Genomic DNA, 13,257 nt, shown 5'->3' with positions numbered 1-13,257 from the left:
AGCAACGATAGTGTGAAAAGCCGCTCGTCAAAGACAAACAAACCTGTCATCACCGTTTTACTGCCAGACAGCGAAATCAGTATAAATCCGGCTCATGACCCATCCACGAGCCGACACTGCGACAGCCTAACGGCGTCGTAAAAAATGCAACACCGAGCCCTGAGCCTCGTGCTGAGCCACCAAGCCATTGCCGCTTTGTTTGGCAAACGCCTGAAAATCGCGCACGGCCTTTGGATCAGTGGTGGTGACGCGCAGCACCTGCCCGCTCTCCATTTGCGCCAGGGCCTTCTTGGCGCGCAGGATGGGCAGCGGGCATGTCAGCCCGCTGGCATCGACCTCGCTCTGGAACTCAGGCAGGTTCTCCGGCGATGCGGGAGCCCCCGCCGCTCCAGCGGCATTCGGCAATTCAGAGGCGCTCATCGATCCACCCTGCCACACTGGCGATCGCGGCCGGCAATGCCTGAGCATCGGTCCCGCCACCCATCGCCATATCAGGACGGCCACCGCCCTTGCCGCCAACCTGGCTGGCCACAAAGCCCACCAGTTCGCCGGCCTTGACGCGGCCCGTCAAATCCGCGGTCACACCGCCCACCACACTGATTTTCCCATCGGCGCCAGCGCTGGCCAGCAACACAATGGCAGATTTCAGACGATCCTTGAGGTTGTCGACCATCCCGCGCAAGGCTTTCGGGTCCACATCACCGACATTAGCGGCCAACACTTTGGCCCCCTTGATGTCGACGGCCTTGGCAGCCAGATCGTTGCCCGCGCTGGCGGCCAGTTTGCCGCGCGCCTGCTCGAGGTCCTTTTCCAGCGCGCGGACCTGATCCTGCACCTGAGCGATACGCTCGGGGAGATCAGCCGGCGTGCTGCGCAACACGCCCGCCGCACGCAGCAGCAGGGCCTGCTGGTTCTGCACCCACACCAACGCGTTGTCGCCAGTAATTGCCTCGACCCGGCGCACACCAGCCGCGACGCCGCCCTCGGCGACGATCTTGAACAAACCGATATCGCCCGTGCGGCTCACGTGCGTACCGCCACACAATTCGCGCGAAAAACCTATATCCAGCACGCGTACCGTATCGCCATATTTTTCGCCGAAAAGCGCCATGGCGCCCCCCTTGACGGCATCGTCATAGGCCATCACCTGAGCCTGCGTCGGCTGGTTGGCCAATACCTCAGCGTTGACGATGGCCTCGACCTGAGCAATTTGCTCGGTGGACATCGGCGCGTCATGCGCAAAGTCAAAACGGGTTTTGTCCGGGTCGACCAGCGAGCCGCGCTGTTGCACATGCCCGCCGAGCACCTGGCGCAGCGCCTTGTGCATCAAGTGCGTCGCCGAGTGGTTGCGCACGGTACGGGCGCGGCGCACGGCATCCACACGAGCCAGGAGCGTATCGCCAACGGCCAAAGCGCCGGACTCCAGTTCGCCATGATGCCCAAAGACACCGGCCTGGATCTTGAGCGTATCCGCCACGGCAAAACGGGCGCCACCGCCTTCGAGCAGACCGGTATCACCGACCTGGCCGCCCGACTCGGCGTAAAACGGCGTGGCGTCCAGCACCACGACGGCCTTTTGGCCGGCCTGGACGCGATCGACCTGAGTACCGTCCACATAGAGCGCCGTGACCTTCACGTCATCCAGCTCAAGCTTTTCGTAGCCCTCGAAGCGCGTCTCTGCACCCTCGTAGCTCAGACCCTCGGCCATTTTGAACTTGCCGGCGGCGCGAGCCTGGTCGCGCTGACGCGTCATCGCCGCCTCGAAACCGGCCATATCGACATCGACATTGCGTTCGCGGCAAATGTCGGCCGTCAAATCCACCGGGAAGCCATACGTGTCGTACAACGTGAACAGCGTCATGCCGTCCAGTTGCCCGCCAGCGGGCACGCCCGCCAAGGCGCCGTCCAGGATCTTCATGCCGTGTTCGAGAGTTTCGCCAAAGCGCTCTTCTTCTTGTTTGAGCACCTGTGCCACGCGGTCGGCGGCCTGAGCCAGTTCGGGATAGGCTTCGCCCATCTCGGCAACCAGATCCGGCACCAATTTGTAGAAGAACGGCTTGGTCTGACCCAATTTGTAACCGTGACGCAAGGCGCGGCGCACGATACGGCGCAGCACATAGCCACGGCCCTCGTTGCTGGGAATGACGCCATCGACGATCAAGAAAGCACATGCACGGATGTGATCGGCGATCACCTTGAGCGAGTTCTCTGCGAGATCGCTCACCCCGGTCTCACGCGCCGCCGCCTGGATCAGATGGCGGAATAAATCGATTTCGTAGTTGGAATGGACATGCTGCAACACCGCGGCGATGCGCTCCAGGCCCATCCCCGTATCGACACACGGCTTGGGCAGCGGATTCATGTTGCCGGCCACGTCGCGCTCGAACTGCATGAACACGAGATTCCAGATCTCGATGTAACGGTCACCGTCTTCTTCGGGCGAGCCCGGGGGGCCGCCCCAGATCTCGGGGCCGTGGTCGTAGAAAATCTCGGAACACGGTCCACACGGACCGGTATCGGCCATTTGCCAGAAGTTGTCCGACGCGTAGCGGGCACCCTTGTTGTCACCAATGCGGATAATGCGCTCGGTCGGCACGCCGATTTCTTTGGCCCAGATGTCGTAGGCCTCGTCGTCCTCTTGGTAGACGGTGACCCAGAGCTTTTCGGCCGGCAGCTTGTATACCGTGGTCAGCAATTCCCAGGCGTACTGGATGGCATCGCGCTTGAAATAGTCGCCAAAGCTGAAATTGCCCAGCATTTCAAAGAACGTATGGTGCCGGGCGGTGTAGCCGACGTTTTCCAGGTCGTTGTGCTTGCCGCCGGCACGCACGCTGCGCTGCGAGGAGGTCGCGCGCGAATAGGAACGGTTTTCCTTGCCGGTAAAGACGTCCTTGAACTGCACCATCCCGGAATTGGTAAAGAGCAGCGTGGGGTCATTGCCCGGCACGAGCGACGCCGAAGGCACGATCGTGTGCCCCTTGGACTGGAAAAATTGCAGGAACTTCTGGCGAATCTCTGAGGATTTCATGCGTGCACGAACCGGAAATAAGGCGAATCTTTAATTATAGAGGCTAGTCTGCCCAACGCCACCGAGGCCCCCGGACTGCCGCAAGACGCACCGGCGGGTCCCGACACGCCGCCGGTGCCCAGGCCCCCTATGTCGGCGAGATCTTCCCTCGGTAAATTCAACGAAAATTCGACGGCGGGCCCTTCATGCTCAATAATCCTCAAACCGTCACCAACGCCCTTGGCGCATGGAGCGCCTGCCTTTAACCGCGCACGTCACTGCCAGCATCAGCTCACATGAAAACCGTTTCGGCCAATGTGCACTACCAAGTACTGATCGTCGAAGACGATCTGACCATCGCGGGAAACCTGTATCAATTCCTCGAGCTCAGCGGCTTTACCCCGGACGTCGCCTATGATGGCACGACCGCATTGCGTATGCTCCAGAGCCAGCATTTTGACGCCGTCGTGCTCGATATCGGCCTGCCCGGCAAGGACGGCTACCAGGTTCTGCACACGCTGCGCAGCGAATGGCGCAAGGCGATTCCCGTGTTGATGCTGACGGCTCGCGATACGCTGGAGGACAAGCTGACCGGTTTTGGCCATGGCGCGGATGATTACCTGACCAAACCTTTTGCATTGGCCGAAGTCAAGGCTCGGCTGCTGGCGCTGATACACCGTGCCAAGGGAAAAGTCGTCGACGCCGTACAAACGTGCGGTCCGCTGCAATTCGATGGACGCACCAGAGAGGTATCGGTTTCCGGCCAAGCCTTGCACCTCACACCGAAATCAGTCCTCATTGTCGAAACCCTGATACGCACCCCTGGCCAGGTGGTGTCGAGAGAGGAACTCGAGGCGATTCTCTGGAACGATGTCCCGCCCTCAAGCGACGCCTTGCGCAGCCAGGTGCATTTGCTCAGACGAGCGCTTTCCGACGCTGGTTTTGATGGCATCGAAACGATACATGGCGTGGGATGGCGGATGGTCGAGCCCGGAGCAGGCGCATGAAAAGCGGCACCCTCACCCAGCGTGTCATCTGGGCGCTGACGGGCGTGGTTTCTATTTTTGTCGCCGTCCTGGCACTGCTGGCCTACCTGGCCTTCGATCAGATGGAAGACGGGTTGGTCGAACAGATCCTGACCTCTGAGGGCAACCGCATCGTCCAGCACCTGGAATCCGATGCGAATTATGCGGTGCCGCAAGAGTCGTCTGAACTCACAGGCTCGATTCGCGCTTGGCTGATCCATAATGACATTCCCCAGGGCATGCCGGCACCACTGCGCGACCTGCTCCCCGGCTTACATGAGTTGGAGCCCGACGGTGAAACCTGGCACGTCATGGTTGAAGACACCGCGCGCGGACGGCTGTATGTGCTGTATGACGCTACCGCGCACGAAGCCCGCGTGCGTGAGTTCGGCTTGATCGTGCTGGGCGTAGGCGTGCTGTGCATCATTGCCGCCTATGCGCTGTCGCGTCGGATTGCCGGCGTGGCCGTGGGCCCGCTGCTGGACTTGACGACGCGTTTATCAGACTGGGCGCCCGGATCGCCAGACATCGCCATCACTCGCGATGACGAAGCAGGCCGCCTTATTGAAGCGTTCAATCGTGTTCAGAACCAGGTCGATCATTCGATCGCGCGCGAACGCGAGTTTGCGGCCAACCTCAGCCACGAAGTCCGCACGCCGCTGGCCGCGATTCGCTCCGATAGCGAAATCATGCTGCTCAACACGGCGCTGTCCTCCGACCCAAAGGAGCGCCTGACGCGCATTGTGGCCAACGTGGATCATATTGCCGCGTCATTGGAGAGCGCACATTCCATGGCCCGCGACCAGCCTCGCCCAGCCGAACCCGTGGATCTGAATGGCTGCATGGACGACGCATGGCGTGGACTCGAAGCGATCGCAGAGGCTTGCGATCTCGTGTTTCGCAATCACATCCCACCCGAAACGGTGCGCATGCTCGATAGGTACGCCCTGCTGACCGTGTTGCGCAATCTGGTCCGCAACGCCATAGACCACGCGGCGCCGGCCACACTGACGGCGTTGCTGACGGTCGATGGTGCTATCGAGTTGCGCGACACAGGAAGGGGAATCGAGACCTCGGAGCTGCCTTTCTTATTCGAACGCTATTACAGCGGGCGGCTGGCGGACGCGTCTGCACCGGCTGCGGATCATGGTGGCCTGCGGCATGGATTGGGACTGGCTATTGCTAAACGAGTGTGTGACATGCAGGGCTGGGAACTGGATGTCAGATCGCAGCGCGGCGGCCCGCAGTCGGGCACCTGTTTCACGCTGAGATTTGACTGAACATCGCTATCCCACTGTCCCATTTACGTTTTTCCATACCCCATTTAACGAAAATTCGACGAGCTGCCACGCATACTGGGCGCTCTTGCACTGCCAGGGTACCCCTGTATGGCCCTCGAATTTCGTTTAAACGCGCAAGCCCATGTCTTGCCCACGCCGTCCATCGCGACGCCCTTGATCACCACCTCGTCCAGAGCCGACAAATTTGACGACGCACGCATCAGCTGCGTCGTCCCCTGCCTGAATGAGTGCGACAACCTGCACCTGTTGCTGCCGGCATTGCGCCAGGAGCTGAAGTCGCTGTCGACGCAGTGGGAAATCATTGTCATAGACGATGGCAGCACCGACGGCACCGAGGACCTGATGACCGAATGGACGGCGCATGACGGTATGCGATACCTGCAGCTGTCGCGCAATTTCGGCAAAGAGGCGGCCTTGTCTGCGGGATTCGAGGCGGCCGACGGCGACGTCGTCATTTGCCTGGATGCGGATCTACAGCACCCCACTGCGCTGATCGGTCCCATGCTCGAACGCTGGCGCTCGGGCGCAGACATGGTCTATGCCGTACGTGAACATCGCGACGACGAATCGTGGGTCAAACGTACAGGCAGCCAATGGTTTTATCGCCTGCTCAGCGGCACCCATGGCGTACAAGTGCCCGCCCACGCCGGCGATTTTCGGTTGATGGACCGGCGCGTCATCGAGGCGCTGATGGCCTTGCCGGAACGCACCCGCTTTATGAAGGGGTTGTATGCCTGGGTCGGATTCCGTAGCGAACCCCTGCCCTATACGCCCGACGTACGCGCCAATGGCGCGAGCCGCTACAACACTTGGCGCTTGGTCCGTCTCGCCTTGACCGGACTGACTGCGTTTACAACCTGGCCATTGCGCATGGTCAGCTTGCTGGGATGCGTTTTTGCGCTGTTGTCGTTTGCCTATGGCGGTTACCTGGTCCTGGACTATCTGGTCAACGGCAACCATATCTCCGGCTGGACGACCATCGTCACTGCGCTGTTGTTCTTCGCCGGCGTGAATCTGATTTCCCTGGGTGTCGTCGGGGAGTATGTGGCTCGCATCTTTGACGAAGTGAAAGGCCGCCCGCTCTTTGTCGTACGTCAGCGCCGTGGGCGCGCCCGCCATGCCAATTCCGCCCGGGTGCAACCATGAGGACCCGCAACAATACTGGCACCCATCCCTGGGTGCCGCCCGCTGCGTGGCTGCTCCTGGGCCTGGGGATCTGGCTGGCCGGTCTGTCATGGGCTCGCGTACTCACCCTGCCGGATGAAGGCCGCTACGCGGGTGTGGCCTGGGAAATGCTGCGCAGCGGCTCACATGCCGTGCCGCTGTTGGATGGCATGCCGTATTTCCATAAACCTCCGCTGTACTACTGGCTGACGGAAGTCGGCTTCAAGCTATTCGGCTTGAACGAATGGGCAGCACGCATGCCGTCGTGGTTGGCCGCCTGGGCAGCGTTGTCGGGCCTTTATGCGTTCGTGCGGCGTTACCGGGATGCTGCGACGGCGACGATTGCTGTCGTAATCCTGGCCACCACCCCATTTTTTTATGGTGGTGCGCAGTTTGCCAACACGGACATGCTGGTTGCCGGATTGATTACGTTGGCCGTTCTGGCGGCGGCAGACAGTGTGCTGCGCGCACAAGCCCAGCGTCCCTACAGACTGATGTCATTGGCAGCCGCGGCGCTTGCTGGTTTGGCTGTACTGGCTAAAGGATTGATCGGCCTGGTCCTGCCCGGAGCCACGATTTTCTTTTGGCTGATCCTGAGCCGGCGGTGGCACGGCTTTCGGGTGCTGCTCTGGCCGCCCGCGCTGCTGATGTTTGCACTCGTCGCCGTCCCCTGGTTTTGGATGATGCAGGCGCGATTTCCGGGCTTTTTTCACTATTTCTTTGTGTACCAGCATTTCGAACGATTTGCGCAATCGGGATTCAATAACGCGCAACCGTTCTGGTTTTACCTGCCTGTCACTGTCGGCCTCATATTGCCTTGGTCACTATGGGGTGGCGGTATGCTGCGCAAAGATTTTTGGCAGATGCCGGACCCCGCCGGACTGCGCAGTTTGATGGCGATCTGGACTGTCGTGATACTCGGCTTTTTCTCGATTCCCAGCTCAAAGCTCATTGGCTACGTCGTGCCTGCACTGCCCCCGCTGGCTGTCATCCTGGCTGAAGTGATACAACGCGCGATCAGCCAAAGCACGACCGGACAAGCCCGTCTGTGGCTCTACCGGTGCGCGGCGGGCTCGTTCTTATTATGTGTCGTGCTGGTGGGCGTGTTCGTAGCCAACCCGCGCCGTAGCGCAGAACCGCTAGGCCGTCAGATCGCCGCGGACATGCAGACGAGCGATACCTTGGTGACGCTGCACTCCTATCCATTCGATCTGGGCATCTATACAGGCGCGACACAACCGGCCTGGGTAGTCGACGACTGGAGCAACCCGAAGATCTCCCAGCGGGATAACTGGCGCAAAGAGCTGTATGACGCTGGGCTATTTGCACCGCAGGCGGCCGCACGTCTGCTGATATCGCCTGAGACATTTCTGTCGCGTCTGTGTACTGCGACGCCAGGCAATCGGTTCTGGATATGGGGCGAGCCCGAAGACGCACAGCATTATCCCGCTTTGCGAGGGTTGACACCGAAGTTTTCCGACCGCCATTACGCAGTATGGCGAATCGACATCGATCAAGATTTCAAAGCTCGGCTTTGCGGCGAAACGCCCACAGCCGGCTCGCCAGGAAAGTAAGCACGGCCAACCCGATCAAGATCAACGCAAGTAATACGTCATAACGCAATGACGTGGCATGCAGCAGCCAGGCATACGAGGCCTCGTTCAGCAGAAATCCGCAAGCAGAAATGAGAAAAAAGCGCCGCGCGGCCGTCATCCAGTGTGAGGACCCGTGGCGAAAGGTAAGTCGATAATGACCCGAGAACGATACAACGAACGCTATCAGCCAGCCCACCGCATTGGCGGCGAGTGGCGACATATGCAAGCCTTCGACGCAGGCCACCGCGACCGCCCAATGCGTAGCGGCGGCGGCACAGCCCACGACGACAAACCAGGCAATCTGTTTAATCAAAGCTCGCATGAAGGCTTGAATGAGAATGGTCGAACGGATGACGGGCGATGCTGGAAACACGTCGTCGTTTGTGGCGATGATTTTGGCATGAATTCGAGCGTGGATGCGGGGATGTTTCAACTCGCGCAGTTGGGGCGGCTCAGCGCCATCAGCTGCCTCACACAGGCGCCCACCTTTTCTGCCAATGCACCACTATTGCGCGACGTGAATGTCGACGTTGGCCTGCATCTGAACCTGACGGAGTCATTTGGTCATCGAGACCAATTGGCAGTCCTGCCGTTGCCTGCGCTCGTTACCCGTGCCTATGCGGGCTATTTGAGTGATGAGCTGATAGACGCACAGCTGACTCGCCAGTTTGACGCTTTCGAACGGGTATTGGGACGCGCCCCCGCTTATGTTGATGGGCATCAGCATGTACATCAGTTGCCTCATGTGCTGCCGCGTTTGCTGCACTTGTTGCGAAACCGGTATGGCAGTTATCGGCCATGGCTACGATATACCGCCCCCGGTATGCAAGCAGGCATTCCCATCCAGGAATCCGCTAAAGCCCATGTCATCGGAGCCCTGGGCGCCAGCGCCGTTGCGCGCGCTGCACAACGTGAGGGCTGGCGTACCAACCGCCGTTTGCTGGGAGTGTACGGCCTGAACGGCGGCCCGCGTCACTACGCCGGATTGCTCCACCAATGGCTAAGCAATGCCCGAGATGGCGATCTCTTGATGTGCCATCCCGCGATTGCCGGCGCAGGGGATAAACTAGGCAGCCAGCGCGCCGCGGAATTCAACGTACTGGCCCGGCCTGAACTGGGCCAATGGATGCGCCAGAATGGCGTACAGATTGATCGGCCGTTGTGGCATTAAGGTTTCTTCTGAACCTGTGCCAGCGCATAACGCAGCCCGTGCACCTGATCGATGAGATGCAGAATGATGTCGATGCCCTCATCGTTGGCGCCGATATTGACTCTCAGATCCTGAATCAGATGTGCGCGTGCGATGTCCATTTCGCAAAATGTAATGCCTGCGGCGGACTGCTCTGGGATGATCCATTGTTGCTCTATATACAGCTCCAACGTTGGCGCAGGCAGATCGCAAGAAACCAGGAACTCCTGTTTGGTCATCTTCATGACTTCCCTTCCTCCCGGGGGTTGAAGTCCTTGCCCCGAGTCCAATTCGACACGAAACTCTCGAGATCCGGATCCGGCGATTTCGGCAGCACAATTTTCAGTTTGACTAACTGATCGCCGAATCCACCACCACGACGGGGAGCGCCCTTGCCCTTCAGGCGCAGCGTGGTTCCGGTATTTGAGCCTTTGGGCACGGTCATCACGACATCGCCCGTCGCAGTAGGCACCGTCACGCTGCCGCCTAGCACGGCTTCGGACAGGGAGACGGGCAGCTCCAGCGAAATATCATCGCCCTTGCGCGTAAAGCGCACATCAGGCAGCACCTCGACCTCGATGAGCGCGTCTCCCGGACCACCACTGCCCGCACCCGGCTCGCCCTTGCCCTTTAACCGAAGCACTTGCCCACTCAGCAGCCCCGGCGGAATCGTCACGTCCAGCACGTCGCCGCCAGGCAAGGTCAATCGCTTGCTCGCCCCAGTAATCGATTCGGCGAAATGAATCTCCAAACGATAGTGCATGTCCCGTCCACGGCGATTGCGCTGCGCCTCTTGGCTACGCCTGAGAATCTCCGCAAAGGCGTCATCGTGCATAAAGTCTGCAAAGCCTGACGCATCTGCGTAGGGATGGGCTTGATCCGACGAAGCAAAATCGCGGTAGTAGTGATGCTGCGGACGTTCCTGTCCCGTCTCGTCGATTTCGCCGGCGTCATAACGCTTGCGCTTGTCATCGTCGCCCAGCAAGGCATAGGCGCTCGCAATCGCCTTGAACTTTTCCTCGGCGGCTTTATCGCCGGGGTTCAGGTCAGGATGGTATTTCTTTGCCAGCCTGCGATACGCATGTTTGATCTCGGAGAGTGATGCCGTCGATGCTACTCCGAGAACTTCGTAGGGATTAGTCAAGGTTCACTCCAGGCGCTATGCATTGACACGGGCACGATGCAAGCTTGCCGTCGGCCGTTCCAATCTGCTGCCGTACACCAACCCATCCCGGCAGCCACGACATCATCCGTCGTTACCTGGAATTAGTTTACATGCGTCCTGGCCTGAAGAATATGGCGGTGTCCTGTCACCCTAACCACCGCCCCTCTATCCACGCTCCGGAAACGACTGCGTTGCGCGCTTCGTCGGTCAATATGTCCACCGTGCATTGAACAGCGCGGGAAATGGGCCGATTGGTCGGCAATCCCAGCACGATCGTGCGCGTGATGTCCGGCTCGGCCAAGGGTGCACCTCTCAATTGATTTCTGCGCAAGTCGTCTGCGACGGCAATAGGCGGCAGAATCGTCCAGCCATGCCCGCCCAATACCAGGCTGCGTTGGACGCTCAAGGCGTTGGTTTCCACCGACACATCGAGCGTAACGTGCGCAACAGCACATGCATGCTCCATCAGCGTGCGGATGCCATGCGGCGCACTGGGCAGCACCAGTCTCTGGCCAACCAGATCCGCCAGCGCAACTGGACGGTCTGGACGCAGTGCACTGTGCTTCGGCCCGATGACCCAGAGCGGCTCCTCGATCAGTGGCGTGGACTCGATATCGGGCGACCGTTCCACTCCATATAACAAGGCAGCATCCACCTCGCCCGATGCCAGCCAGCGCTGGAGCGTCCCCGCGTATCCCATGGCGATCCGTACGCGTATGCCTGGATAAGCGGCCGCCACTGCCGATGCCAATGGGCTGGACAGCATGTCGATGCTGCTGGGCAGCAGCCCCAGCGTCACCAGGCCACTGATGCCCTGCCCCACGCCGTTGATTTCCACCCTTGCCCGGTCCAGCTCCAGCAATGCCCGGCGCGCATAGCCCACCAGTACCTCGCCTGCCTCGGTCAGGACCATACCGCGGCGCTCGCGCTCGAACAAGGGCGTGCCGATGTCCTCCTCCAGCAAACGGATCTGACGCGAAACGGCGGGCTGCACCAGATTGAGCACGTCGGCCGCCCGCGTCACGTTGCCGGTTTCGACAACCGTCAGGAAAGCGCGCAGTTGTTTCAAATCCATCTTGCTATGCCTCGATCAGGAATCTTGATTGGATCATGCCAAATTTCTATTTTATTTACACATCCATCACATTTTATGATTTCTACGTCGTTCAACTCTAGGGATCTCCCCCAATGAACCAACCATCCACTACGACGCCTTCCTGGCAGGAAGCCGTTTTCAATGTATTAAAGAACGGCGGCGTACGGCAGATCGCCTACGTGCCAGATGCCGGCCATTCACACGTCATACGCAGCGCCATCGCCGACCCGGATATCCAGGACATCGTGCTGACGACCGAAGAAGAAGGAGTTGCGCTGGCCAGCGGCGCCTGGCTGGGCGGCCAGCGCGCGGTGTTGCTGATGCAAAGCAGCGGCGTGGGTAACTGCGTCAATATGTTTTCCTTGCTGCAGGCGGCCGATTTTCCGTTTTTCACGTTGGTCACCATGCGTGGCGAATATGCGGAGTTCAATCCCTGGCAAGGCCCGATGGGCAGAGCCACACAGGCCGCGCTGGAATTGATGGGCATACACGTACTGCGCGTCTCCCGTCCCGAAGAGGCAGAGGAGATTGTCAGTGCCGGATTCGACGCCGCCTTTGGCGCAGGCGATAAAGTCGCTGTGCTATTGGGACAGAACCTGATCGGACGAAAAAAATGGGAGCGCAACTGATGAATCAGACTCAACAAAAACCCGGTGTCCAACGCCGGGAGTTCGTAGCGCGACTGCTGGCGGGCGTTCCCGATGCATTGGTTGTAACGGGCCTGGGTTCGGCCTCATACGACGTCTATGCTGCTGGCGATCGCGACAGCAACTATTATCTGTGGGGCGCCATGGGTGGCGCAGCGCCTTTGGGATTAGGCCTGGCGCTGGCACAACCTGACAAATCAGTCGTCGTCATCACGGGCGATGGCGAGCAGCTCATGGGCATAGGCAGCCTGGCCACGATCGCAGCAAAGCAAGCGCGCAATCTCACCATCGTGGTACTGGACAACGGCCATTTCGGTGAAACCGGCATGCAGCGCAGTCATTCCAGCCTGGGTACGGATCTGGTCGCAGTCGCCAAGGGTTTTGGTATCCGAGGCGCGTTCTCTACCGACAGTCTGGAGGGCTGCGATGAGGTCATCCGCCGCGTTCAAGCCCGCGACGAGGTCACGTTCGCGCAGGTGTTTATCGAGGCGAATGAGCCTCCGCGTATGCTGCCGCCCAGAGATGGGCCATTTATCAAGAACCGGTTTCGTGGTGCACTAGGATTAGAACCGTTCTGATTGTTGTCCCTGGCCGGTGAGGTGATGAGTTCTAGTGGACAAGCAAGGGATCTTTCGAATGACGATTTCGCGATATCCAACGATGGGAGACGCCTCTTCGCACGCTCTGCGTATCCCGATGTCCTACGCATAGTGACGTTCTACGTACCATCGTTCTATGCGTCATGACGCTCTACATCTCATCATACGTTCCATGCATCATCGTCGCATGCATCGACTCTAACCAAGCAGATCTTCCAACCTGGCACCACGCCACCCCGCCGCATGCCCGGACNGATCGCCATTTTCGGGGGTGCAGGGCACCCGAAAATGGCAGCCCTGCAAGATCTTCCTCTTTGCCAACAGTGCTACAAAAAAACGCCAAGCAAGAGGCTGGTGCCAGCGATGTGATGAGCTTGANTNACTGCGAGTCGAGCCGAGGCAATCGGGCCGNGAGGGCGCCTCAAAGCCGAGTGGAGCGGACNNCGTAGGNAGNCNCGAANGNGCGGAC

At 59.8% G+C, this 13,257-nt stretch carries 13 protein-coding genes; 7 read left to right on the top strand and 6 right to left on the bottom strand.

The features are described 5' to 3' along the window. Nucleotides 1-126: 126 nt before the first annotated feature. The gene (locus ACNA0I_RS13235) at nucleotides 127-420 is read right to left on the bottom strand and encodes a sulfurtransferase TusA family protein (protein WP_415806475.1); all 294 of its coding nucleotides are present in this window, start codon (nucleotides 418-420) and stop codon (nucleotides 127-129) included. Further along, the gene (gene alaS / locus ACNA0I_RS13230) at nucleotides 407-3,028 is read right to left on the bottom strand and encodes an alanine--tRNA ligase (protein ID WP_415806474.1); all 2,622 of its coding nucleotides are present in this window, start codon (nucleotides 3,026-3,028) and stop codon (nucleotides 407-409) included. Before alaS ends, ACNA0I_RS13235 begins: the two co-directional genes overlap by 14 nt. Nucleotides 3,029-3,303: 275 nt before the next feature. Between alaS and ACNA0I_RS13225 the strand changes: the two genes are divergently transcribed. The 4 genes from ACNA0I_RS13225 to ACNA0I_RS13210 all read left to right on the top strand — a co-directional run bounded on the left by ACNA0I_RS13225 (nucleotide 3,304) and on the right by ACNA0I_RS13210 (nucleotide 8,071). After that, the gene (locus ACNA0I_RS13225; RefSeq protein ID WP_415806473.1) at nucleotides 3,304-4,014 is read left to right on the top strand and encodes a response regulator transcription factor; all 711 of its coding nucleotides are present in this window, start codon (nucleotides 3,304-3,306) and stop codon (nucleotides 4,012-4,014) included. Further along, complete coding sequence (locus ACNA0I_RS13220; protein WP_415806472.1) at nucleotides 4,011-5,312, top strand: sensor histidine kinase; 1,302 nt, start codon at nucleotides 4,011-4,013, stop codon at nucleotides 5,310-5,312. The genes ACNA0I_RS13225 and ACNA0I_RS13220 overlap by 4 nt, the downstream gene beginning before the upstream one ends. Nucleotides 5,313-5,420: 108 nt before the next feature. Further along, a complete protein-coding gene (locus ACNA0I_RS13215) occupies nucleotides 5,421-6,479 on the top strand; it encodes a glycosyltransferase family 2 protein (RefSeq protein ID WP_415806471.1) in 1,059 nt (352 codons plus the stop codon). Then, nucleotides 6,476-8,071: an ArnT family glycosyltransferase gene (locus ACNA0I_RS13210; protein ID WP_415806470.1), complete on the top strand. Its 1,596-nt coding sequence runs from the start codon at nucleotides 6,476-6,478 to the stop codon at nucleotides 8,069-8,071. Before ACNA0I_RS13215 ends, ACNA0I_RS13210 begins: the two co-directional genes overlap by 4 nt. Here the strand turns inward: ACNA0I_RS13210 and ACNA0I_RS13205 are convergent. Continuing rightward, nucleotides 8,019-8,414: a GtrA family protein gene (locus ACNA0I_RS13205; protein ID WP_415806469.1), complete on the bottom strand. Its 396-nt coding sequence runs from the start codon at nucleotides 8,412-8,414 to the stop codon at nucleotides 8,019-8,021. The genes ACNA0I_RS13210 and ACNA0I_RS13205 overlap by 53 nt on opposite strands. 78 nt (nucleotides 8,415-8,492) lie before the next feature. On the opposite strand from ACNA0I_RS13205, the gene ACNA0I_RS13200 reads away from it, so the two are divergent. Further along, nucleotides 8,493-9,263, top strand: coding sequence for a ChbG/HpnK family deacetylase (locus ACNA0I_RS13200; RefSeq protein ID WP_415806468.1), 771 nt, complete (start codon nucleotides 8,493-8,495; stop codon nucleotides 9,261-9,263). Here ACNA0I_RS13200 and ACNA0I_RS13195 read toward each other — a convergent pair. From ACNA0I_RS13195 to ACNA0I_RS13185, 3 genes are all read right to left on the bottom strand, one after another. Then, nucleotides 9,260-9,526, bottom strand: coding sequence for a chaperone modulator CbpM (locus tag ACNA0I_RS13195; RefSeq protein ID WP_415806467.1), 267 nt, complete (start codon nucleotides 9,524-9,526; stop codon nucleotides 9,260-9,262). The two genes, ACNA0I_RS13200 and ACNA0I_RS13195, sit on opposite strands and share 4 nt — an antisense overlap. Then, nucleotides 9,523-10,425: a DnaJ C-terminal domain-containing protein gene (locus ACNA0I_RS13190; RefSeq protein ID WP_415806466.1), complete on the bottom strand. Its 903-nt coding sequence runs from the start codon at nucleotides 10,423-10,425 to the stop codon at nucleotides 9,523-9,525. The genes ACNA0I_RS13195 and ACNA0I_RS13190 overlap by 4 nt, the downstream gene beginning before the upstream one ends. A gap of 166 nt (nucleotides 10,426-10,591) precedes the next feature. Continuing rightward, a complete protein-coding gene (locus ACNA0I_RS13185; protein WP_415806465.1) occupies nucleotides 10,592-11,521 on the bottom strand; it encodes a LysR family transcriptional regulator in 930 nt (309 codons plus the stop codon). Between the two features lie 113 nt (nucleotides 11,522-11,634). On the opposite strand from ACNA0I_RS13185, the gene ACNA0I_RS13180 reads away from it, so the two are divergent. Next, complete coding sequence (locus tag ACNA0I_RS13180; RefSeq protein ID WP_415806464.1) at nucleotides 11,635-12,171, top strand: phosphonopyruvate decarboxylase; 537 nt, start codon at nucleotides 11,635-11,637, stop codon at nucleotides 12,169-12,171. Beyond that, nucleotides 12,171-12,767, top strand: a complete 597-nt coding sequence (locus ACNA0I_RS13175) for a thiamine pyrophosphate-dependent enzyme (protein WP_415806463.1) — start codon at nucleotides 12,171-12,173, stop codon at nucleotides 12,765-12,767. Before ACNA0I_RS13180 ends, ACNA0I_RS13175 begins: the two co-directional genes overlap by 1 nt. The last annotated feature ends 490 nt before the right edge of the window (nucleotides 12,768-13,257 follow it).

Source organism: Bordetella muralis (assembly GCF_965139205.1).
GTDB lineage: Bacteria > Pseudomonadota > Gammaproteobacteria > Burkholderiales > Burkholderiaceae_B > Bordetella_A > Bordetella_A muralis.
This window is presented reverse-complemented; position numbering and strand designations above follow the sequence as displayed.